Consider the following 21,575-nt stretch of genomic DNA (forward strand, 5'->3'; position numbering starts at 1 on the left):
AGCGAACGCATAAAAATCCGGAGATCAGCATTTGACCGATTCCGAGGCGCTGCGGCGGGCTCAGGCAGTCCGCCGCTTCAATCGCTTTTACACGCGGCTTATCGGCGCTCTGCACGAGCATCTGGCTCACAGCACTTTCTCGCTGACCGAGGTGCGCGTCCTGCACGAGCTGTCGCGCGGACGCGAGCAAACCGCGTCGGTGCTTGGCCGCGCGCTTGGACTGGACAGCGGTTATCTGAGCCGTCTGCTGACCAATTTCGAACGACGCAATCTCATCACGCGACGGCCGTCCGAGACCGACGCGCGTCAGTCGCTGATCGCGTTGACGGATAACGGCCACGCTGCCTACGCGCCGCTCGACGCTGCCGCGAGCCAGGAAGTGCTCGACCTGCTGGGCCGGCTCACCGCGGGCTCGCAGGAGCAGTTGATTGCCGCGATGAACATCGTCGAAAGGCTGCTTGGCGACAAGCCTCGGCCGGACACGGCGGAACTGCGCGCGCCGCGCCCCGGCGAATGCGGGTGGCTCGTGCATCGGCAGGCGCAGTGGTTCGCGGCGCAATACGGTTGGGACGAATCGTTCGAGGGACTGCTCGCGCGCGTGGTCGCCGACTACACGCAGCGCAACGATACGGTTCGCGAACGGTGCATCGTCGCCGATCAGCACGGCATGGTGGCGGGTGCGGTGTGCGTCGTCGCGGTGTCGACGACGGTAGCGGGCCTGCGGCTCTTGTGGGTCGAACCGGATTTGCAGCGCCTCGGCATCGGCACGCGGTTGATCGCCGAAGCGACGCGCTTCGCGCGGCGCGCCGGCTATACGAGATTGACGCTGACCACGGCCAGCGCTTTGGAGGAACCGCGGCGCCTGTGCAAGCGCGCCGGTTTCGAACTGGTCAGCGCGGCGCCGGAGCGCCGTTTCGGCAAGGACCTGATCGTCGAGCGCTGGGAGCTCGGGTTATAGGCCGCGTCAGAACGACGGCACCACCGAGCCCTTGAACTGCGTCTTGATGAACTGGCGCACGTCTTCCGACTGATACGCGGCAACCAGCTTCTTCACCCACGGCTTGTCCTTGTCCTGCGTGCGCACGGCGATCAGGTTCGCGTACGGGCTGTGAACGTCCTCGAGCGCGATCGCGTCCTTGGTCGGCTGCAGGCCCGCGGCCAGCGCGAAGTTGGTGTTGATCGCGGCCGCGTCGACATCGGCGAGCGACCGCGGCAATTGCGCGGCATCCAGTTCGACCAGCTTGATCTTCTTCGGATTCTCCGCGACGTCGAGCGCCGTCGCGTTGTTGCCGTTCGTGCCCGCGCCGGCCTTCAGCTTGATCACGCCTTGCGCTTGCAAAAGCAGCAGCGCGCGGTTCTCGTTCGACGGGTCGTTCGGCACCGCGACCTTCGCGCCTTGCTGCAAGTCCTTCACCGACTTCAGCTTCTTCGAATAGATGCCGAGCGGCGAGATATACGTGAGACCCGCGCTGACGATCTTGTAGCCGCGCTGCTTGATCTGGCTGTCGAGATACGGCTGATGCTGGAAGCTGTTGGCGTCGAGATCGCCGGCGTCGAGCGCGGCGTTCGGCTGCACGTAGTCGTTGAATTCGACTACCTTCACGTTCAGCCCTTCACGCTTGGCGACCTTGGTGACGACTTCCCAGATCTGCGCATCGGGGCCGCTGATCGTGCCGACCTTGATGGCTTTGTCGTCGGCGTGCGCGCCGAAGCTGGCGACGATCGCCGCGCCGGCGACTACTGCGGAGAGGGCTTTGATGATAATTCTGCGCTGCATGTCATTCTCTCTGTTTCTGGTCGAATCCATTTGCAAGGGACTCGGGTGATAGCCGAAGACAGACGCTGACGACACGCGCGTCACCGCGCAATGAAGGGCGTCGCCGGCTGGACCGTAAATCGTCTCATATGCGCTGCAAGATGGGAAATACCGCAATCGCATATGAGTATGCAGCGCGCGGCCCGCGGTTCACGGTTCGCGGCGAAAGGTCACGCCGTGACGGATAATCTGGAACGTTGCCGCGAGTGTGCGCGGCATGTTCATTTGCGTGTGAGGACGCCTATCCATGTATGTCATCAACCTGATCTACACCGCTTCGCTCGAACGGATCGACGACGCGCTCGAAGCGCATCGCGCCTTTCTCGCGGAGCAATTCGAAGCAGGCGTATTCGTGGCTGCGGGGCCGAAAGTGCCGCGCGACGGCGGGATCATTCTGGCGGTACGTATCGAGCGCGAGAAGCTGGATGCGATCCTTGCGACCGATCCGTTCGCCGTGCAAATGCTCGCGCGTTATGAGGTGACGGAGTTCAAGACCACGCGGCTCGCGCCGGGATTGAATCTGCCGATGCCGGCTTGAGGTTGTCGCGGGTTGGTGTGGTCGCTACGTGGTTTCGACGCGGGTTTCGCTGCATCAATCCAGCAGCAGCTTGATGTCGTGCACCCAGGGCGCGGCGCCCTGGCCGTCGCGTGCGAAAAGGCGCAGCTTGCCGTCGGTGTCGAACACATAGCTCGCCGCGGTATGGTCCATCGTGTAGCTGTCTGGCGTCTTGCCCGGCACCTTCGCGTAGTAGATGCGGAAGTCTTTGGTCACCTTCTTGACCTGTGCGTCGTCGGCGGGACGCAGACCGACGAAGCTCGGATTGAACGCCGGCACGTATTGCCCGAGCAACGCGGCAGTGTCGCGCTCGGGATCGACGGTGACGAACAGCACTTGCACACGCTTGGCATCGTCGGGACCGAGTTGCTGCAGCGCTTGCGAGAGTTCGGCCATCGTGGTCGGGCAAACGTCCGGGCAATGCGTATAGCCGAAGAACAGCACGACCACCTTGCCCTTGTAATCCGCCATCGTGCGAATCTTGCCGGACGTGTCGGGCAGCGAGAAGTTGCTGCCGAATTGCGTATTGCCCGTAATGTCGAGATTCTGGAATGCCGGCTGCTCTTTGCCGCAGCCCGCGACAAACAACGCGCCGCCGAGCGCGCAGGCGATCACAGCAGCACGCGCGGCGCGCGCGAAGCGGATATTGAGCATGGGTTATTACACGCCGATCAGGACGCGCACATAGTGGTCGACCAGCAGCGCGGCGAACAGCAGCGACAGATAGACGATCGAATAACGGAAGGTTCGGCGCGCCAGATCGTCCGAATACTCGAGATAGATCTTCCACGCGTAGGCGAGAAACAGCGCGCCGAGCAGCACGGCCGCGGCAAGGTACACCACGCCGCTCATGCCGGAGATGAACGGCATCATCGTGACGGCGAACAGGATCACCGTGTAAAGCAGAATGTGCAGCCGCGTGTACTTCTCGCCGTGAGTGTTCGGCAGCATCGGCAGGCCGGCATTTTCGTAATCTTTGCGGCGATACAGCGCGAGCGCCCAGAAGTGCGGCGGCGTCCACACGAAAATGATCAGCACGAGAATCCACGCGTCGCCCGGTACATGGCCGGTGACCGCAGCCCAGCCGAGCGCGGGCGGCATGGCGCCCGACGCGCCGCCGATCACGATGTTCTGCGGCGTGGCCGGCTTCAGCAGCAGCGTATAGATGACCGCATAGCCGACGAACGTGGCAACCGTGAGCCACATGGTGAGCGGATTGGCGAACGTGTAGAGCGTCCACATGCCGAGGCCGCCGAGCACGGCCGAGAACAGCAGGATCTGCGAGGTGGTGATTTCGCCGCGCGCCGACGGACGCCACGACGTGCGCCGCATCTTCGCGTCGATCTTCTGTTCGACGAGGCAATTGATCGCGAACGCCGCGCCGGCCAGCAGCCAGATGCCGACCGTGCCGCCGATCAGGACGGGCCACGGCACCATGCCCGGCGTCGACAGAAACATGCCGATGACGGCGCAGAACACCGCGAGTTGCGTGACGCGCGGCTTGGTGAGCGCGATGTACTGCGACATCCTGCTGCCGGGCGTTTGGGGAAGTGTTGTGCTGTCCATGTGGAGTCACGCTGGCGCGGCATCGTGCGCGGGCAATACGGCACGGCCGGGACGGCTATAAGCGATTCGAAAGTTTAGCATAACGAGCAGGAGCAGCAGGACCGCCGCGCCGCCGTTATGAGCTACCGCGATAGGCAGAGGCCATTGTAGGACGATGTTCGACAATCCCGTGATGAACTGGATCAACACCACCAGCAATACGCCGTTCGCCGGACGCCGCAGCGACTCGAAGCGGCGCAGCTTGAGCGCAAACCACACGAGGTAGGCAATCACCACGAACGCAAACGTGCGATGCGTCCAATGGATTGCCACGAGCGCCTCCTGCGTGATCATGTCGCCGTCGCCCGTCATGCCGAGCGCACGCCACAGATGGAAGCCGTGAGCGAAGTCCATCGGCGGAAGCCATTGGCCGTTGCAGGTCGGGAAATCGGTGCAGGCGAGCACCGCATAGTTCGTGCTGACCCAGCCGCCCAACGCGATCTGCGCGATCAGCAACGCGAGACCCGCTAGCGCCGCCGTGCGCCAGCGCGCGGCTTCGGGCTCGTAGGCGGGCAGCGGCGTTTGGCGCGCGGCGAGCCAGCCGAGCATGCCGAGCAACGCGAGGCCGAGCAGCAGATGCGTCGTCACGATGACCGGCTGCAGTTTCAGCGTAACCGTCCACGCGCCGAACGCGCCTTGCACGAGGATCAGCAGCAGCAGCGACGTCGGCCACCACGGCGACACATGCAGCGGACGGCGCTTGATGCGCGCGACCCACGCGATGACCGTCTGCGCGACGATCAGCACGCCGATGGCCATTGCAAAGTAACGATGGATCATCTCGATCCAGGCCTTCGTCATGCTGACGGGGCCGGTCGGCATCGCCTGATGCGCGGCCGTGATGGCCGCGTGCGCGATAAACGGCGACGACGTGCCGTAGCAGCCCGGCCAGTCCGGACAGCCGAGCCCGGAATCGGTGAGACGCGTGAAGCCGCCGAACATCACGAGGTCGAGCGTGAGGAACGTGGTGAGCCAGACGAGCTTGCGGAATTTGTTGTCGTCGGCTTTGACCCACACGTAGGACAGCGGCAACAACGCGATACACAAACCGATCAGGCCCAATTGCAATACGAACATCTTGATTACCCTGGTTGCGGCATCAGCCGATGCGGGACCACTTGAGCAGCTTGGTCAGGTCGCCCTTGATCTTGCTCGGGTCGGGATCTTTCGGGAAACGCATCATCAGATTGCCGTTCGGATCGACCATATAGAGGTGGTCGGTCACTCGAGTGCCCTTGTCGACGGGCAGCCATGCCGACACTTGCGCCGGATCGGCAATCAGCATGTTGGTGTCGGGATACGCTTTTTGTATCACGTCAGCGACGTTGCCTGCATCCGTGCGCAGCCACACTTCTACTACACGCTCGCGTTCCGGGCCCTGTGCCGCGCGGATTTGCCGCATGAAGTACAGCTTCGTGACGCAGGCTTTGTCGCAGGCGCTGTTGTCGACGGATACCAGCAGCCAGTGGCCGCGCAGCGTGGCGAGCTTGAGCGGCTTGCCGTCTTCGCCGGTCACGACGAGCGACTCGGGAATCGGCCGTTGCGGTTCGACCAGCGTGCCGTAGCTCGTCGAACCGCCCGTCGGCTTGACGACGTAGTACATGAAGTACGAGATGGCGATCGGCGCACCGCAGACGATGGCCAGCAGCAGCAGCATCCAGCGGCCGCGCTGCCACGAGCCGCGGCCGTTCGGTTGGCCGGGCATTGGTTTCGCTGCAGCGCGTTGGGCGGCGGCGGGGCTCGCGTTGCCAGGTTTCGCGTTGGACTGTCCGTCGGATTTGCCGCCGGATTTGCCGGTCTCGGGCGAACGGGGGGATTGCGTCGACACTACGTGACCTCTTTCAATGATTGTGCGGCTCGCGTCGAACTCACATGGAACGACACGAAACACGCTGCGTCACACGCCGGGCGCGTGCTCTTTTCTGGCGGCGCGGCGCGCGGCGTAAAGGCCGAAGGCCACCGCCGCCGCCGCCATGCCCCACCACTGGAACATGTAGCCGTAATTGCGCTCCACGCCGCTGGTCGGAGCCGGCCAGTCGCGCACGAGCTTGTCGCCGTCGTCGCTCAATTGCTGGATCACGAACGGCTGCAAAGGCAGTCCGGTTTCAGCGGCGTATGCGGCGATATCCAGGTTCTGGCGAATCGGCTGATGCGCGGCCGAACCGCCCTGCCCGAGTTCGTAAGCACGCGACGCATCAGCGCGCGCTATGCCTTCGATCTCGATCTCACCCTGCGGCGTGACGTACGGCGCGATCGTCTCGCGATTGCTCATATTGCGCGGCAACCATCCGCGATTGATCAGCACATAACCGCCGTCCGCGAGTTTAAAAGGCATCACGACGTAAAAGCCCGGCTGATCGTTATACGGACGATTGTCCAGGTACACGACCTTGTCCGCGACAAACGTGCCGCGCGCCTTCACGCGATGAAATTCGATGTCCTTCAATGCCACCGGCGCGCGGGTCACGGGTTGAGCGGGCGCGTTTTCGAACTGCGTGATGCGCGCCTCGAGCGCTTCTTTCTGATGCGCGCGGTCACGCTGCCAGAAGCCGAGCCGCATAGTGACCGCGACCACCAGCAGGATCAATAACGCGGGCACGAGCCGGAATTTCATCGACGATACTCCCTGCCTGCATTGAGCGCCGCGGGGAACGCAGGGCAAACGCCGACGCGCGGTGAGATAATAAACGTCTCGCCTTTGCGCTTTTCCGTTTCAGCAGATTCCATGCACATTCTCGTTCCCATTGCCTTCGCACTGATCATCGCCAGCATGGTGTCGGCGCTGTACTTCATGATGCATGACAAGGGCAAAACCAAGCGGATGGTCTGGTCGCTCGCCACGCGAGTCGGACTATCGATCTCGCTGTTCCTCTTCATCCTGTTTGCTTACTGGATGGGCTGGATTCACTCGACGGGCATTCCGTACGGGCGCTGAATCCGGCAAGAGCTTTTACCGCTCTAAACAAAACGCCGCCCTGACAGGGTCGAGGGCGGCGCTGCATCAAACCGGTATGCCTGCTTCTGCGTACTGCTGATTGCGTACAGCCTGAGCGCCCGCCGAAAAACACGTTGGGCAACAGCCCGCGCAGTTCCGGCAAGCGCCGGCCCGCGCGGACAGTTCAGCCTTACAGCCAGTACACGACAACGTACAGTCCGAGCCAGACCACGTCCACGAAGTGCCAGTACCAGGCCGCGCCTTCGAACGCGAAGTGGTGCTCCGCCGTGAAGTGGCCGCGGATCATGCGCGCCAGCACGACCGCCAGCATCGTGCCGCCGAGGAACACGTGGAAACCGTGGAAGCCGGTCAGCAGGAAGAACGTCGAGCCATACACGCCCGAAGCCAGCGTCAGGTTCAGTTCGTTGTACGCGTGGAAATATTCGAAGCCCTGCAGGAACAGGAAGCAGACGCCGAGCACGAGCGTGGCCGCAAGCCAGATGATCGCCTTCTTGCGATGATCTTCGCGCAGCGCGTGGTGCGAGACCGTCAGCGTCGCGCCCGACGACAGCAACAGCGCGGTATTGATAGTCGGCACCGGCCACGGCGTCATCGACTTGAAGGTCGACACGAGCGCCGCAGGACCGTTGTTCGGCCACACCGCCGAGAAGTCCGGCCAGATCAGCTTGTAGTCGAGGCTCGACAGTTCATGCAGCGCGATGGCGCGTGCGTAGAACAGCGCGCCGAAGAAAGCGCCGAAGAACATGACTTCGGAGAAGATGAACCAGCTCATGCTCCAGCGATACGACTTGTCGACGTTCTTGCCGTACATGCCGCCTTCGGACTCGGCAATCGCGTCGCCGAACCAGTGCCACAACGTAAAGAGCAGCCACAGCAGACCGACGACAACTCCGATCGGCGCCAGTTCATGTTCGTTGATCCAGGCCGCCAGCGATCCGAGCATGATCAGCAAGCCGACGGCGGCGGTGATCGGATGCCGCGACGGATGCGGTACGAAATAGTACGGGCTCTCGTTTTGACCGCTCATTCTTGATTCTCCACTTCAGTCCAGTTGTTCCGGAAGCTCCGGCTGTATCTTCGACGGCGCGTGGCTACCGCACCGCTTCACTCTAATTCGTGGGCGCTGCCGCGCCCGGTCCTTCCTGCATCGTCACGCTGCGCGAGCCGTCTTGACCGTCTCAGCCGACCACCGCGCGAACCACCAGAATCAGCGCGCCGATGAAAATAGCCGTGCTGATCAGCGCCGCGATAATCACATGCAGCGGGTTCAGTTGCGTCGCGTCGCTTTCAAGATCGCGCCGCTTGCGCACGCCGAAAAACGACCAGAACACCGCCCGCATCGACTGGCCAAAGCTGCTCTTGCGCGGGCCGCCGCTGTTATCGCTCATTGCTGTCTTCCTTCGCCTGGGCCTGCGCCTTGGCCTGGGTTTCGGCCCTTACCATCAGGCGGGATTGGCGGCCGTGGCCCCCGTCTCAGCCGGAAGCGCCGCGCTTCCAACCTTCGCCGTTGCCGGCGTGTTCAACTCGAAAAACGTGTACGACAACGTGATCGTTTTCACATCCTTCGGCAGCTTCGGATCGACGACGAACACCACCGGCATCCGCTTCGTTTCGTTCGCCTTCAACGTTTGCTGCGTAAAGCAAAAACACTCTATCTTCTTGAAGTACTCGGTCGCCTGCTTCGGCGCGTAGCTCGGAATGGCTTGCGCCTGGATCGAGCGCGCCTGTTCGTTGCTCACCTCGTACATCACCGTGGTCACTTCGCCCGGATGCACGTCCAGGCTGCGCTGCTCCGGCTTGAAACCGAGCGGGCCGCGCGCGTTCGCATCCAGTTCGATCGAAATCGTGCGGCTCATGTCGACTTGCGTGTTCTTCGCCTCGCGCACCGTCGCGTCGCGCTGCACCAGGTTGTTGATCCCGGTGATCTGGCAGATCGCGCGGTACATGGGCACCAGCGCAAAACCAAAGCCGAACATCATCAACGCGACGACGAACAGCTTGATCAGCATCGAACGGTTAAAAGAGCGATCGGCCTGAGCCGGCGGCTGCGTCGACATCTCAATCCTTAACAAACCTGCAAACCAGAGTTACCGCCTGGTCAGGAAAACCAGCCCTGATTGATGATGACGGCAGTGAAAAAAACCGCTGCGATGGCAAGCAGCACGAGACCTAACCGCCTGTTGCTCGCGCGAATCTGCTCCGGGGTACGTCTTTCCTGTGGATTGCGCGTCATGCTCGAGTTTCTGAATACCTTGCTGCTGCTTTTGTCACCGCGGTCACCGCGATCACTGCGGTTGCCGCTTCGGCGGCTGCCCGGTTCCGATGACGGCACAACCATCATGCCGCCGCCGCAACCGGCCGTCTCGCCCAACGCCGGTTATTCGACGGTCGGCGGGTGTTCGAACGTGTGGAACGGAGCCGGGCTCGGCACAGTCCATTCGAGGCCCGTTGCGCCGTCCCACGGCTTGTCGGCCGCTTTTTCGTGCTCGCCGCCGCCGCGATACGCGGGCAGCGCGACCGCGAACAGAAAGTAGACCTGTGCGAGACCAAAGCCGAATGCGCCGATCGAGATGACCTGGTTCCAGTCGGTGAACTGCGCCGGGTAGTCGGCATAACGACGCGGCATGCCGGCGAGACCCACGAAGTGCATCGGCAGGAACGCGAGGTTGAAGAAGAACATCGACGCCCAGAAGTGGATCTTGCCGCGCGTCTCGTTGTACATCCAGCCGGTCCACTTCGGCGCCCAGTAGTACCAGCCCGAGAACAGCGCGAACAGCGAACCCGCCACCAGCACGTAGTGGAAGTGCGCCACCACGAAGTAAGTGCCGTGGTACTGGATGTCGAGCGGCGCCATTGCCAGCATCAGGCCCGACAGACCGCCGAACGTGAACACCAGCAGGAAGCCGACTGCGAACAGCATGGGCGTTTCGAACGACAGCGAACCACGCCACATCGTCGCGACCCAGTTGAACACCTTCACGCCGGTCGGCACCGCGATCAGCATCGTCGCGTACATGAAGAAGAGCTGACCCGTAACCGGCATGCCGGTTGCGAACATGTGGTGCGCCCAGACCATGAACGACAGAATCGCGATCGACGACGTTGCGTACACCATCGAGCTATAGCCGAACAGCGGCTTGCGCGAGAACGCCGGAATCACCTGCGACACGATCCCGAACGCCGGCAAGATCATGATGTACACCTCGGGGTGCCCGAAGAACCAGAAGATGTGCTGGTACATGACCGGGTCGCCGCCGCCTGCCGCATTGAAGAACGACGTGCCGAAGTGGCGGTCGAACAGCACCATCGTGATCGCGCCTGCCAGAACCGGCATCACGGCGATCAGCAGATACGCGGTGATCAGCCAGGTCCAGACGAACATCGGCATCTTCATCAGCGTGAGGCCCGGTGCGCGCATGTTCAGGATCGTCACGACGATGTTGATCCCGCCCATGATCGACGAAGCACCCATCAGGTGGACCGCGAAAATCGCGAAATCCATGCCCGGGCCCATCTGCGTGGAGAGCGGCGCGTACAGCGTCCAGCCCGCGGCGGTCGCGCCGCCCGGCGAGAAGAACGAACCGACCAGCAGAACAGCCGCCACCGGCAGAAGCCAGAAGCTGAAGTTGTTCATGCGGGCGAAAGCCATGTCCGATGCGCCGATCTGCAGCGGCACCATCCAGTTCGCGAAGCCGACGAAGGCCGGCATGATCGCGCCGAACACCATGATCAGGCCGTGCATGGTGGTCAACTGGTTGAAGAACTCGGGACGCATGATCTGCAGACCCGGCTCGAACAGTTCGGCACGGATCATCAGCGCCATCACGCCCCCGGAGAGGAACATGGTGAACGAGAAGATCAGGTACAGCGTACCGATGTCCTTGTGGTTGGTTGCGAACAGCCAACGACGCCAGCCGTGCGGCGTTTCGTGGGCATGGTCGCCGTGCACGTGCTCGTGGCCCGCGACTACATCGTGTCCGATGCTAGACATGACAATCTCCTAAAGCGAATACTGCGGTGCGATCATGAACACGTCAGGCAGCCGGACTTGCAGCCGCACTAATTTCAACACGTCGGGCTTCTTTCGCGTCGCCGCCGCCCGTGATCGTTTCCGGCTTTTTCAAAATGATATGGTCTTCGGCGATGCCGGCTGCTTTCAACGCGTCGCGCACGGCTTCGGCGCGGCTCTTCGCGAGCTTCGCGTTGGTGTCGGCGGAACCGGATGCGTCGGTGAAGCCCGACAGCGTGAACTTCGCGTCCGGATGCGCTTTGGCATAAGCCGAGGCTGCCTCGACTGCCGCTTTCGCGTCGGCCGGCAGCGTGCTCTTGCCGGTATCGAAGTAGACGCTGGCGGGCAGCGCAGCTTGCGATGCGCCCGCGCTTTCCGAACCCGCTGAAGCTGCCTGTGCACCCGCTGCCTGTGCACCCGATGCTTCCGAAGCCGCGGCGCCCGAAGCAGCAGCGCCGCTTGCGGCCGCGCCCGTGTCGGCCAGATGGTTGCCGCCTTCGGGCAGCTTGCCGTTGCGGGCGTCCGCGACCTGCTTCGGCTGGAGAATGTCGCCGGTATGGTTGCCCCACGAGTTACGCTCGAACGTGACAACCGATGCGATCTCCACGTCGTTCAGCGTAGGCGCCCACGAAGGCATGGCGTTCTTGCCCTTCAGCACGATGCTGACATGCTCGGCGATCGCGCCGTTGGCGACCTTGCTGCCGTCGAGCGCTGGAAACGCGCCCGCGCCCTTGCCCGTCGGCTGGTGGCAGACCGCGCAGTTCGCCGCGTAGACCTTGCCGCCGCGTTCCATCAGTTCCGCCATGGTGTACGTCTTGTTCGGATCGTCCTGACCCGCGGCCATTTTCTTCTTCTGCGCGTCGACCCACTTCGCGTAGTCGTCGGTGGAGAGCACTTCGACGACGACCGGCATGAACGCGTGTTCCTTGCCGCACAGTTCGGTACAGAAGCCGCGGAACGTGCCGACCTTCTCGGCCTTGAACCACGTGTCGCGCACGAAGCCCGGAATCGCGTCCTGCTTCACGCCGAAAGCCGGCACGTACCAGGAGTGGACCACGTCGTTCGCGGTGGTGATGATGCGAATTTTCTTGCCGACCGGCACGACGAGCGGATTGTCGACTTCCTGCAGATAGGTAGTGGAAATCGGCTGACGGCCGTCGGTTTCCGAACGCGGCGTGGCGAGCGTGGAGAGGAAGCTGATGCCCTCGCCCGGACCCTTCACGTAGTCGTAGCCCCACTTCCACTGGTAGCCGGTGACCTTGATGGTGACGTCGGCATTGGTCGTGTCCTTCATCGCGACCACCGTCTTGGTGGCCGGCAGCGCCATCAACACGACGATGATGAACGGCACGATCGTCCAGATGATTTCGACGGTGGTGCTTTCGTGGAAATTCGAAGCCTTATGTCCTTTCGACTTGCGGTGAGCGAAGATCGAATAGAACATCACAGCGAACACGCCGATGAAAATCACCGTGCACAGAATCAGCATTAGCGTGTGGAGGCTGTAGAGCTCCTCAGCGATTTTCGTCGCAGGCGGCTGGAGATTGATCTCGTTGACGGCGGGGCCGCCCGGAACATCGCCCACTGCCAGGGCGGCACCGGCGAAAAGCAGTCCGCTCATCGCCAGCACGCCCATGAGCGCTCGCTTGATTGTTTTCATAGCTTCCTTACCCAAAATTTCCATTCAAACCTTCGACCCCGCCGGCCCGCTCGCCCCGATCACCCGCTGCTCCGCTGCGGCGAACGCCGCATGCCCCGACGCGACTAACAACGCGCGAGCCATCTGCGCAATTCGCCGGCAAACTGCGCGCGCCGGTGCTGCGCGAGGTGCTGCCCGATCATGATCGTCTCGCCGCGCGAGACCAGTCTGATCTGATCACGCGGTGTTGCGCCAGCCTCGATCCGCACCCAGCGCGGATTGAACTCGAACTGCGTGACCTGCTCGGCGCTCACCTGTTCGATCACGAGCCGGTTCGGAAACAGCCGGATGCGTTCGTAATCGACAGCATGACGCGCATAGATGGCAAACGCGACGCCCACCGCCAGCAATTCGATACCGGTGAACGGCAACACCAGCCAGGCGCCGACCAGAACCAGCATGAAAGCAATTGCCAACGAGAACAACGCAAGCGACACGTAGAAACATACGAACTGCCGCGGCGACATGGAACAGTTGCGCTTCATCGTCCAGTCTTTAAGGACCGGTTCCGAATCCGCCAGCAGATCAGATGCTTCCATCGCTGCCTCCTGCCGATCGTCCCAAAGGCCCGCTATCGACCTCTATTCACAACTACCGCGCCAACCAGTCTTGCTGCCCTGTGCCTCGGGCCTGCCGCCCCAAATGTGGGAACTCCGGGCGACAAACTGACGCATTATAGGCGCGATCCATAGCATCCACAAGCAAGCCCCGGCTGCCTCACAAGCCAGGCGCGACAAGCCTCCGCGCCGTTTTGCCGCATGTTTTGCGCGTGTCTGGAAACGGTAATTTCAGACATAACAGATGTCCTCTTTACCGCTTCAGCGATTCCTTGACGAGCCTCGTCCAATGTCCTCGATTCGCACGATGCCATGCCCTTCGGCCGTCGTGCGCGGCACCGCTTTCCATGCGTGTCCGTAGATCACCTCGAAGGTCAGCGCGATCGTGCCGTCGCCGCGCCGGCGCGCTTCGAGCGCCGCCAGCAATGCCTTGTGCAACCGCCGTGCCGCCGCACCCGACGACACTTCGCGCTCGAACGGATACGCGCCCCAACCGCGCACGTCCGCGAGCAGCGAGTCGGGTGACTTATAGGTGATTGTGATAGTTTCCTGGTCCATCACGGGAATCTCGAAACCGCTTTCGACCAGCATGTCGCCAAGATCATGCATGTCGACGAAGTCGATCACGTGCTTACGCGAGCCGACGCCATGCGCCGCTTCGACTTCGGCATAGGCGCCGCGCAACTCCTTCAGCGTGTCGGGGCCGAGCGTGCTGAACATCAGCAGGCCGTTCACCTTCAAGACGCGCTGCCATTCCGGAAAGACGAGATCCGGGCGCGAGTGCCAGTGAAGCGCGAGATTGGACCAGATGAATTCGAACGCGCCCGCCGCGAACGGCAGCGCGGCAAAGTCCGCTTGCGCGAAGCGCGGACCGCGTGCGCCGAGCGCCTTGCCGAGCGTGGCCGGCAAGAAGCGCCGCCAACTGGTATCGCCAGAATCGTGGCGCAGCGCGCGCGTGAGCATACCGCGCGACAGGTCCGTGCCGAACACCGGCGCCTCGGGAAAGCGCTCGCGCAATGCGGGGATGTCCTCGCCTGCACCGCAACCCGCGTCGAGCACGGCCGCCGGCGCGACCTTGATGTAATCGAGACGCTCGCGCATGCGCTGCGAAATTTCGCGCGGAAGGAAGGCGACGTCGTCGAAAGTCGCTGCGCGGCGGTCGAAAATCCGCCGCAGGCGCCGGGAGTCATAGGCCGGACGGCCAGATTGAGGGGGCGTTGGGGACATGGGTGTCGTGCTGGCGTGGAGCCCGAAGTATACTCGTTCGCTTCCTTCGATTCAGCGCCAAAGGCCTTTGCGGCCGCCCATGCATGCCATTCCGAGCCCGTTTTCCGTCTTCACGAAGCCCCTTCACGCGATTCGCGCGCGGCTTTCGCTCGGCGTGGCCGCATGCGATGCAGGCGATACTGCCTAACGCATGCGCGTTATGCGGCAATTTGTCGCATAACGCGCTGTGCGGCTTTTGCGACGAATCCTATTGGAATGAAGGCGCTTTGCGATGCTGCGTTTGCGCGGTTCCGTTGCCTGTCACATATCGGGGGCGTCGAGCGTCATATTGCTGTGGAGATTGCATCGCCGAAAAGCCGCCGTTCGACGCCACCTTCGCGCTCGCCGACTATCGCGCGCCGCTCGACACGCTCGCCGTCGGCCTTAAGTTTCGTGCGCAGCTCGTGCTTGCGCGGGAATTCGCGCGGCGCCTCGCGCTTCTCGCGCACGATGCCTGGCAAGATCCGTCGGAGTGTCCCGACTTGATCGCTCCTGTGCCGCTTGCGGACCGGCGTCTGCGAAAGCGCGGCTATAACCAGGCATGGCAGATCGCGAAGCCGCTGGCTCGCGCGTTGCGTGTGCCGCACGACGCGACGCTGCTGCGCCGCGTGATCGACACGGCGCCACAGTCGCGGCTTGACCTCGATGCGCGCCGAATGAACGTCGGGCGCGCATTCGAAGTTGCCGGCAACGTGCAAGGGCTGCACGTGGGAATCGTCGACGATGTCATGACGACCGGCGCAACCCTCGAAGCGCTGGCTCGCACACTGAAAGCAGCGGGTGCGCGGCGCGTCACCAACTTCGTCGCGCTGCGCACACCGAAAAACTAGTCTCTACCTGGTCACCTTATGTTCAATGTCGTTCTCGTCGAACCGGAAATTCCGCCGAACACCGGCAACGTCATCCGCCTGTGTGCGAACACCGGCGCACGTCTGCATCTGATCGAGCCGCTCGGCTTTCCGCTCGACGACGCCAAGCTGCGCCGCGCCGGCCTCGACTATCACGAGTACGCCCAAATGAATGTGCATGCCGATTGGGCCGCGTTTATCGCGAAGGAATCGCCTGATCCCTCGCGCATGTTCGCGTTCACCACGCGCGGCTCGGGCCGCTTTCACGAGCACGCGTTTCAGGAGGGTGACTGGTTTGTGTTCGGCGCGGAAACGCGCGGCCTGCCCGACTCGGTGCTCGAGCAATTCGCCGGCGAGCAGCGCGTGCGCCTGCCGATGCGTCCCGGCAACCGCAGCCTGAATCTGTCGAATACGGTAGCAATCGTGGTGTTCGAAGCGTGCCGTCAATGGGATTCGAAGGCTGCGCCTGACGGCTTTTCAATTCGGACTGATAGCGCTCGAACATCGCGTCGTCGAAGCAGGCGAAGATCACGCTGCGCAGTTGCGGCATGCGCGGCAGATTTTCCAGTACGGTGTCGACCGCAATGCGGACCGCCTGATCGGCGGGAAACCGGTAGATGCCGCAACTGATCGCGGGGAACGCAATGCTCGCGCAATTCGCCTCGCGCGCCACTTCGAGCGAGCGCTGATAGCACGACGCGAGCAAGTCGGCCTCGCCGTGCGTGCCGCCCCGCCATACGGGGCCCACCGCGTGGATCACATAGCGCGCGGGCAAACGGTAGCCGCGCGTGAGTTTCGCGTCGCCGGTCGCGCAGCCGCCAAGCGCCTCGCATTCGCGCAGCAATTCGTTGCCGGCCGCGCGGTGGATCGCGCCATCCACACCGCCGCCGCCGAGCAACGAAGTATTGGCTGCGTTGACAATGGCATCCACGTCAAGCGTCGTGATGTCGGCCACGCGGGCTTCAAGCGTGCAACGATCGATACTGAGCATGTGAACCTCGCTGATCCGAAGCGTCGATAGACAGTGGACAGCGAGAGCAGACAGCCGTTCAGCGTTTTACACACCGAACGGCTGATTGAAACGGCTCAAGGAAGAACCGCAAGACGGCTCGCTTCGGCTTATTCCAGGTTATTCAGCCTTGGAATCGCGCCGCAACAGAGCGCTGACGGCGTCGCGGGGCGCCACGCCGTCGAACAGCACGGCGCAGACGGCCTGTGTGATCGGCATTTCAATCGCATGAGCGCGTGCGATCGCGAGAACCGCTTGCGCGCAGCGCACGCCTTCGGCCACATGCCCGAGGCCGCCGAGAATATCGGCAAGCGAGCGGCCTGCGGCGAGTTGCACACCCACCGTGCGGTTGCGCGACAGATCGCCGGTCGCGGTCAGAATCAGATCGCCAAGACCGGTCAAGCCGGTGAACGTCTCCGCCCGTCCGCCCAACGTCACGCCGAGGCGCGACATTTCGGCGAGACCACGCGTGATCAACGCGGCGCGCGCGTTCAGGCCGAGACCGAGGCCGTCCGCGATGCCCGTCGCGATAGCCAGCACGTTCTTCACCGCGCCGCCTACTTCGACGCCGACAACATCGTCGCCGGTATAAATGCGCATCGCGCCGTGATGAAACGCGGCGACCGTGCGTTCGCGGCACGCCGCCGAAGCACTTGCGATAGTCAGCGCGACCGGCAAGCCCTGGCCCACTTCGCGCGCGAAGCTCGGCCCCGACAGCACGCCGTTGCTGCCGTGTTCCGGCAATTCGGCCGCGACCACCTGGTGCGGCAGCAACTGCGAGTCGGCCTCGAAGCCTTTGCAAAGCCACACGACATGCGCCGGCACTTTGCCGGCATCGCGCATCGACTGGATGAGACTGCGCAGTCCGGCGACGGGCGTCGCGACGACGCATAACGCGTCGTCGGCGAGCGCCTGGTCGAGCGCTGCGTTGAGATCCGCTTCGTAGCGAAGCGCCGCAGGCAAAGCAACGCCCGCCAGATAGCGGGCGTTTTCATGCGAAGCGGCGAGATCCGTAACGAGCGCAGGTTCGCGCGCCCACAGCACCGTGTCGTGCCGAACGGCCAGATGGCCGGCGAGGGCTGTGCCCCACGCGCCGGCTCCGAGGACAGCAACCTTCATAGCCGGCACTGCCTGGGACACTTAATGCGTGACGCCGTTTTGCGCCGCGCCGTTCTCGCCGCCCATCTGCGCGAGGCGTTGCTCGTACAGCGCCTGGAAGTTGATTTCGGCGAGGTGGATCGGCGGGAAGCCGGCGCGCGTGATCGCGTCCGCGATGTTCGAACGCAGATACGGGAACAGGATCGTCGGGCATGCAATGCCGACGAGCGGATCGACCTGCTCAGCCGGAATATTGCGGATGTCGAAAATGCCCGCTTGCTTCGCTTCGATCAGGAACGCAACCTTGTCCGCGACCTTGGCCGTAACGGTGCCCGTCACGAGGATTTCGAAGACGGTGTCGGCGAGACGCTCGGCCTTCACGTCGACTTCCACTTCCACCGACGGCATATCCTGCTCGAGGAAAATGCCGGGCGAGTTCGGCTGCTCGAGCGACATGTCCTTCAGATAGATGCGCTGGATGTTGAAGAACGGCTGGTTATTCTCGTCGGACATGATGGTGTGATTCCCTGATAGATATGCGTAGCGGCGGCCCCTGAGTCTCAAGGGCCGCCAGATAGTTGCGGCGCGCCGTCCGCCCCTTTCAGGAGCAACGATGCGCCGGCTTGTGTTTCACCCGCCGACACGCGCGCACGAAAGGCGCGCGAATTCAGGCGGCTTCGAGCAGAGGCGTCAGACCGCCCGCGCGATCCAGCGCGGAAAGGTCGTCGTACCCGCCGACATGCTTCTCGCCGATGAACACCTGCGGCACCGTGCGACGACCGGTCCTGGTCATCATTTCCTCACGACGGGCCGGGTCCTTGTCGATCAGTACTTTTTCGATATTCTCGACGCCGCGCGACTTTAAAAGACGTTCGGCCATCTGGCAATACGGGCACACCTGCGTGCTGTACATGATCACTTTGTTCACTTGGCTACTCCTTGTTTCACAACCGGCATGCCGGCTTTCTGCCAGGCGTCGACGCCGCCTTCCAGAACGTGGACTTCCGCATATCCTGCGTCCTGCACGATACGCGCTGCCTTGTTCGACTGCTGGCCGGTCTGGCAGACCAGCAGCACGGGGTTGTTCTTATTCTTCACCAGTTGCGCGACCTTTGCTTGCAACTCGGCGAATTCGAGGTGCCGCGCCGCGGGCAAATGGCCCTTGGCGAAGTCGGCCGACGGACGCAGGTCGATAACGGCCGCGTTGCGCCGGTTGATCAGTTGCGTGGCTTCGGCGGCCGACAGGCCACCGCGGCCGCGCCGGCTGATGGTCGGCCACAGCAGCAACCCACCGGAGATGAGGACGATCGCGATCAGGACAAGGTTTGTGTAATCAGTGAAAAACTTCACGGAAAATCCGCCGAAAAAGAGAGAAATCGGAAAGGGCAATCCGCCCATTATAAAATAAGCGTCTGACGCGATGGCGGCGCTCCTCGGCGGGCGCTTCGCAGCGCTTTACCGCTTCCTCACTACCGACCGGCAATCTTATGTACAAACTCGTTCTCATCCGCCACGGCGAATCGACGTGGAACAAGGAAAACCGCTTCACGGGCTGGGTCGACGTCGACCTCACTGAACAGGGCAACCGTGAAGCGCAGCAGGCGGGCGTGCTGCTGAAGGAAAACGGCTATACGTTCGACATCGCGTACACGTCGGTGCTCAAGCGCGCCGTTCGCACGCTGTGGCACGTGCAGGACCAGATGGATCAGATGTATATCCCCGTCGTCCATTCGTGGCGTCTGAACGAGCGTCACTACGGCGCCCTGTCGGGTCTGAACAAGGCCGAAACCGCAGCCAAGTTCGGCGACGAACAGGTGCTGGTCTGGCGCCGCAGCTACGACACGCCGCCGCCGGCGCTCGAGCCGACCGACGAGCGCGCGCCGTACAACGACCCGCGCTACGCGAAGGTGCCGCGCGAGCAACTGCCTCTCACCGAGTGTCTGAAAGACACGGTCGCGCGCGTGCTGCCGCTGTGGAACGAGTCGATCGCGCCGGCCATCAAGTCGGGCCGCAAGGTGCTGATCGCCGCGCACGGCAACTCGATCCGCGCGCTGGTGAAGTACCTCGACAACATTTCGGACGACGACATCGTCGGGCTGAATATTCCGAACGGCGTGCCGCTCGTCTATGAACTCGATGAAAACCTGAAGCCTATCAAGCACTACTATCTGGGCGACCAGGAAGCGATCGCGAAGGCGCAGGCGGCCGTCGCGAAGCAAGGCAAAGCCGGCTAAGGTTGGCCGGCATGGCGTGCTCATTGGCCGCCACTCTTTGTTAAAGAAGGTGACGAGAAACGCAGCAGCACGTCGCCAGCGGACCGCGCCGACCGGCAAGACGTACCGGTCAGCGCGGTCCGTTTGTTTTGAGCGCGCCATTCTGGCCGCCGTCTTCCGTTACGGCACATTACTTCGCAGCCGCGCGCACATTGCGCCGAACCCGGCACGCATCCCGCTGTCGAATCACGATTGCCTGCCCCGCGCCCTCTGTTGGCGGGTGTGCAGTTATACTTGTCCGTCCCCATCTCTATCGACGCTGCCACGCGCTTCCGACCGCAACAGACTCTATGCGAAAGAACCTGAAAAATATCGGCCTGATCGCCGCGGGCCTTGCTACCGGTGTATTTGCCACCCTGCAACTTTCCGCTTCGGCGCAGCAGCCCGCCAGCGCCGCCGCCGCGCCCTTGCCGCTGGACCAGCTCAGGCTCTTTGCCGAAGTGTTCGGTCAGATCAAGCACGAATACGTCGAACCCGTCGACGATAAAAAGCTCCTCACCGCCGCGATCAAGGGCATGGTGTCGAGCCTCGACCCGCATTCGTCCTACCTCGACAAGACCGATTACGAGGAACTGCAGGAGCAGACCAAAGGTCGCTTCGCGGGCCTCGGCATCGAAATCTCGTCGGAAGACGGCCTGATCAAGGTGATCTCGCCGATCGAAGACACGCCTGCGTTCCGCGCCGGCATTCGTCCGGGCGACCTGATCACGCGCATCAACGACAAGCCGGTGCGCGGCATGACGCTCGACCAGGCCGTCAAGCAGATGCGCGGCGAGCCGGGCACCAAGGTCACGCTCACCATCTTCCGCAAGACCGACGACCGCACGTTCCCGCTCACCGTGACGCGCGCCGTCATCAAGGTGCAGTCGGTGAAGATGAAGATTCTTGCGCCGGGCTACGCGTACGTGCGTATCACGAGCTTCCAGGAACGCACCACGCCTGACCTCGCGGCGAAGCTGCAGGACATCGCGCGTCAGCAGCCGAACCTGAAGGGCCTCGTGCTCGACCTGCGCAACAACGGCGGCGGTCTGCTGCAAAGCGCGGTCGGCGTCGCCGGCGCGTTCCTGCCGCCGAACTCCGTCGTGGTGTCCACCAACGGGCAGATTCCCGATTCGAAGCAGGTTTATCGCGACACTTACGACAACTACCGTCTGCAATCTTTCGACAGCGATCCGCTGAAGGACGAAGCGCCGATCTTCAAGACGGTGCCGATGGTCGTGCTGACCAACGCGTATTCGGCGTCGGCGTCGGAGATCGTCGCGGGTGCGTTGCAGGATCAGCATCGCGCGTTGATCGTCGGCAAGACGACCTTTGGCAAGGGCTCGGTGCAGACCGTGCGCCCCATGACCGCCGACACCGCATTGCGTCTGACCACGGCGTATTACTACACGCCGAGCGGCCGCTCGATCCAGAACAAGGGCATCCGTCCTGACATCGCGGTCGATCAATACGCGGAAGGCGATCCGGACGACGCACTCGTCACGCGCGAAGTCGACTACTCGAACCACCTCGCCAACACGCAAGATCCGAACGAGAAGAAGGAAGCCGAGAAGCGCGAGCAGGATCGCATGGACCAGTTGCGTCAGCTCGAAGAGCAGAACGATAAGAAGACGCCGGAACAGCGTCAGAAAGATCGTGAGCGCAAGCCGGTCGAATTCGGTTCCGCCGACGACTTCATGCTGACGCAGGCGCTGAACAAGCTCGAAGGCAAGCCGGTGCAGGAGTCGAAGTCGGTGACCGAACGGCGTCTCGCGCAGAACAAGCCGGCTACGTCGGCGTCCGCGCCGGTTGCTGTGAAGCCGACTCAACCGGTGCCCGGCGCGTCGGGTCCGGCTCCGGCGTCGGCTCCGGCCACGCAAGGCAAGTAGTCGCGCAAGCAACCT

General features: G+C 62.9%; 24 protein-coding genes and 2 pseudogenes. 7 read left to right on the top strand and 19 right to left on the bottom strand.

Annotated elements, in window-relative coordinates:
• Positions 1–31: 31 nt before the first annotated feature.
• A complete protein-coding gene (locus tag BGRAMDRAFT_RS07305) occupies positions 32–958 on the top strand; it encodes a helix-turn-helix domain-containing GNAT family N-acetyltransferase (RefSeq protein WP_006048056.1) in 927 nt (308 codons plus the stop codon).
• A 6-nt stretch (positions 959–964) separates the two neighbouring features.
• On the opposite strand, the gene BGRAMDRAFT_RS07310 is transcribed toward BGRAMDRAFT_RS07305, so the two are convergent.
• Entirely contained in the window at positions 965–1,777 is an 813-nt protein-coding gene (locus tag BGRAMDRAFT_RS07310) for a MetQ/NlpA family ABC transporter substrate-binding protein (RefSeq protein WP_006048057.1), read from the bottom strand.
• A 286-nt stretch (positions 1,778–2,063) separates the two neighbouring features.
• Here BGRAMDRAFT_RS07310 and BGRAMDRAFT_RS07315 point away from each other — a divergent pair, with 286 nt between their 5' ends.
• Positions 2,064–2,354 (top strand): YciI family protein, encoded by a 291-nt coding sequence (locus BGRAMDRAFT_RS07315; protein ID WP_006048058.1) that lies wholly within the window; start codon positions 2,064–2,066, stop codon positions 2,352–2,354.
• 54 nt (positions 2,355–2,408) lie between these two features.
• On the opposite strand, the gene BGRAMDRAFT_RS07320 is transcribed toward BGRAMDRAFT_RS07315, so the two are convergent.
• The 5 genes from BGRAMDRAFT_RS07320 to BGRAMDRAFT_RS07340 all read right to left on the bottom strand — a co-directional run bounded on the left by BGRAMDRAFT_RS07320 (position 2,409) and on the right by BGRAMDRAFT_RS07340 (position 6,591).
• Complete coding sequence (locus BGRAMDRAFT_RS07320; RefSeq protein WP_006048059.1) at positions 2,409–3,026, bottom strand: SCO family protein; 618 nt, start codon at positions 3,024–3,026, stop codon at positions 2,409–2,411.
• Positions 3,027–3,032: 6 nt separating this feature from the next.
• Positions 3,033–3,938 (bottom strand): heme o synthase, encoded by a 906-nt coding sequence (cyoE, locus tag BGRAMDRAFT_RS07325; RefSeq protein ID WP_006048060.1) that lies wholly within the window; start codon positions 3,936–3,938, stop codon positions 3,033–3,035.
• 6 nt (positions 3,939–3,944) lie between these two features.
• Positions 3,945–5,054, bottom strand: coding sequence for a COX15/CtaA family protein (locus BGRAMDRAFT_RS07330; protein WP_006048061.1), 1,110 nt, complete (start codon positions 5,052–5,054; stop codon positions 3,945–3,947).
• Between the two features lie 22 nt (positions 5,055–5,076).
• Positions 5,077–5,805 (bottom strand): SCO family protein, encoded by a 729-nt coding sequence (locus BGRAMDRAFT_RS07335; RefSeq protein ID WP_006048062.1) that lies wholly within the window; start codon positions 5,803–5,805, stop codon positions 5,077–5,079.
• A gap of 69 nt (positions 5,806–5,874) precedes the next feature.
• Entirely contained in the window at positions 5,875–6,591 is a 717-nt protein-coding gene (locus BGRAMDRAFT_RS07340; protein WP_006048063.1) for an SURF1 family protein, read from the bottom strand.
• Between the two features lie 111 nt (positions 6,592–6,702).
• On the opposite strand from BGRAMDRAFT_RS07340, the gene BGRAMDRAFT_RS07345 reads away from it, so the two are divergent.
• Positions 6,703–6,912, top strand: a complete 210-nt coding sequence (locus BGRAMDRAFT_RS07345) for a twin transmembrane helix small protein (RefSeq protein ID WP_006048064.1) — start codon at positions 6,703–6,705, stop codon at positions 6,910–6,912.
• A gap of 190 nt (positions 6,913–7,102) precedes the next feature.
• On the opposite strand, the gene BGRAMDRAFT_RS07350 is transcribed toward BGRAMDRAFT_RS07345, so the two are convergent.
• The 8 genes from BGRAMDRAFT_RS07350 to BGRAMDRAFT_RS07385 form a co-directional block, all read right to left on the bottom strand.
• Positions 7,103–7,960 (bottom strand): cytochrome c oxidase subunit 3, encoded by an 858-nt coding sequence (locus BGRAMDRAFT_RS07350; protein ID WP_006048065.1) that lies wholly within the window; start codon positions 7,958–7,960, stop codon positions 7,103–7,105.
• A 151-nt stretch (positions 7,961–8,111) separates the two neighbouring features.
• Positions 8,112–8,321, bottom strand: coding sequence for a DUF2970 domain-containing protein (locus BGRAMDRAFT_RS07355; protein WP_006048066.1), 210 nt, complete (start codon positions 8,319–8,321; stop codon positions 8,112–8,114).
• Positions 8,322–8,375: 54 nt separating this feature from the next.
• On the bottom strand, positions 8,376–8,990 hold the full coding sequence (locus tag BGRAMDRAFT_RS07360; protein WP_006048067.1) for a cytochrome c oxidase assembly protein: 615 nt from the start codon (positions 8,988–8,990) through the stop codon (positions 8,376–8,378).
• 41 nt (positions 8,991–9,031) lie between these two features.
• Positions 9,032–9,166, bottom strand: coding sequence for a cytochrome oxidase small assembly protein (locus BGRAMDRAFT_RS35275; protein ID WP_006048068.1), 135 nt, complete (start codon positions 9,164–9,166; stop codon positions 9,032–9,034).
• Positions 9,167–9,310: 144 nt separating this feature from the next.
• Positions 9,311–10,924 carry a cytochrome c oxidase subunit I gene (gene ctaD, locus BGRAMDRAFT_RS07370; RefSeq protein ID WP_006048069.1) on the bottom strand — a complete coding sequence of 538 codons (1,614 nt, stop codon included), beginning with the start codon at positions 10,922–10,924 and terminating at the stop codon, positions 9,311–9,313.
• Positions 10,925–10,967: 43 nt separating this feature from the next.
• Positions 10,968–12,626 carry a cytochrome c oxidase subunit II gene (gene coxB, locus BGRAMDRAFT_RS07375; protein ID WP_006048070.1) on the bottom strand — a complete coding sequence of 553 codons (1,659 nt, stop codon included), beginning with the start codon at positions 12,624–12,626 and terminating at the stop codon, positions 10,968–10,970.
• A gap of 80 nt (positions 12,627–12,706) precedes the next feature.
• A complete protein-coding gene (locus tag BGRAMDRAFT_RS07380) occupies positions 12,707–13,180 on the bottom strand; it encodes a DUF2244 domain-containing protein (protein WP_006048071.1) in 474 nt (157 codons plus the stop codon).
• 279 nt (positions 13,181–13,459) lie between these two features.
• Positions 13,460–14,425: a methyltransferase domain-containing protein gene (locus tag BGRAMDRAFT_RS07385; protein ID WP_006048072.1), complete on the bottom strand. Its 966-nt coding sequence runs from the start codon at positions 14,423–14,425 to the stop codon at positions 13,460–13,462.
• Positions 14,426–14,508: 83 nt separating this feature from the next.
• Here BGRAMDRAFT_RS07385 and BGRAMDRAFT_RS07390 point away from each other — a divergent pair, with 83 nt between their 5' ends.
• Positions 14,509–15,294: a ComF family protein gene (locus BGRAMDRAFT_RS07390; RefSeq protein WP_044020530.1), complete on the top strand. Its 786-nt coding sequence runs from the start codon at positions 14,509–14,511 to the stop codon at positions 15,292–15,294.
• An 18-nt stretch (positions 15,295–15,312) separates the two neighbouring features.
• A pseudogene (gene trmL, locus BGRAMDRAFT_RS33565) lies at positions 15,313–15,782 on the top strand (tRNA (uridine(34)/cytosine(34)/5-carboxymethylaminomethyluridine(34)-2'-O)-methyltransferase TrmL).
• On the opposite strand, the pseudogene BGRAMDRAFT_RS07400 reads toward trmL, so the two are convergent.
• From BGRAMDRAFT_RS07400 to BGRAMDRAFT_RS07420, 5 genes and pseudogenes are all read right to left on the bottom strand, one after another.
• Positions 15,761–16,303, bottom strand: a pseudogene (locus BGRAMDRAFT_RS07400) (O-acetyl-ADP-ribose deacetylase); the annotation flags it as partial. The pseudogenes trmL and BGRAMDRAFT_RS07400 overlap by 22 nt on opposite strands.
• 138 nt (positions 16,304–16,441) lie before the next feature.
• A complete protein-coding gene (locus BGRAMDRAFT_RS07405; protein WP_006048076.1) occupies positions 16,442–17,440 on the bottom strand; it encodes an NAD(P)H-dependent glycerol-3-phosphate dehydrogenase in 999 nt (332 codons plus the stop codon).
• A 21-nt stretch (positions 17,441–17,461) separates the two neighbouring features.
• Complete coding sequence (gene secB / locus BGRAMDRAFT_RS07410) at positions 17,462–17,932, bottom strand: protein-export chaperone SecB (RefSeq protein WP_006048077.1); 471 nt, start codon at positions 17,930–17,932, stop codon at positions 17,462–17,464.
• 154 nt (positions 17,933–18,086) lie between these two features.
• On the bottom strand, positions 18,087–18,347 hold the full coding sequence (gene grxC, locus BGRAMDRAFT_RS07415; RefSeq protein WP_006048078.1) for a glutaredoxin 3: 261 nt from the start codon (positions 18,345–18,347) through the stop codon (positions 18,087–18,089).
• Complete coding sequence (locus BGRAMDRAFT_RS07420; protein WP_029969654.1) at positions 18,344–18,769, bottom strand: rhodanese-like domain-containing protein; 426 nt, start codon at positions 18,767–18,769, stop codon at positions 18,344–18,346. Before BGRAMDRAFT_RS07420 ends, grxC begins: the two co-directional genes overlap by 4 nt.
• Before the next feature lie 137 nt (positions 18,770–18,906).
• Here BGRAMDRAFT_RS07420 and gpmA point away from each other — a divergent pair, with 137 nt between their 5' ends.
• Positions 18,907–19,653, top strand: a complete 747-nt coding sequence (gene gpmA, locus BGRAMDRAFT_RS07425) for a 2,3-diphosphoglycerate-dependent phosphoglycerate mutase (protein ID WP_006048080.1) — start codon at positions 18,907–18,909, stop codon at positions 19,651–19,653.
• Positions 19,654–19,982: 329 nt separating this feature from the next.
• Complete coding sequence (locus BGRAMDRAFT_RS07430; protein WP_006048081.1) at positions 19,983–21,560, top strand: S41 family peptidase; 1,578 nt, start codon at positions 19,983–19,985, stop codon at positions 21,558–21,560.
• Positions 21,561–21,575: the final 15 nt, after the last annotated feature.

The organism is Paraburkholderia graminis C4D1M, assembly GCF_000172415.1.
Lineage (GTDB): Bacteria > Pseudomonadota > Gammaproteobacteria > Burkholderiales > Burkholderiaceae > Paraburkholderia > Paraburkholderia graminis.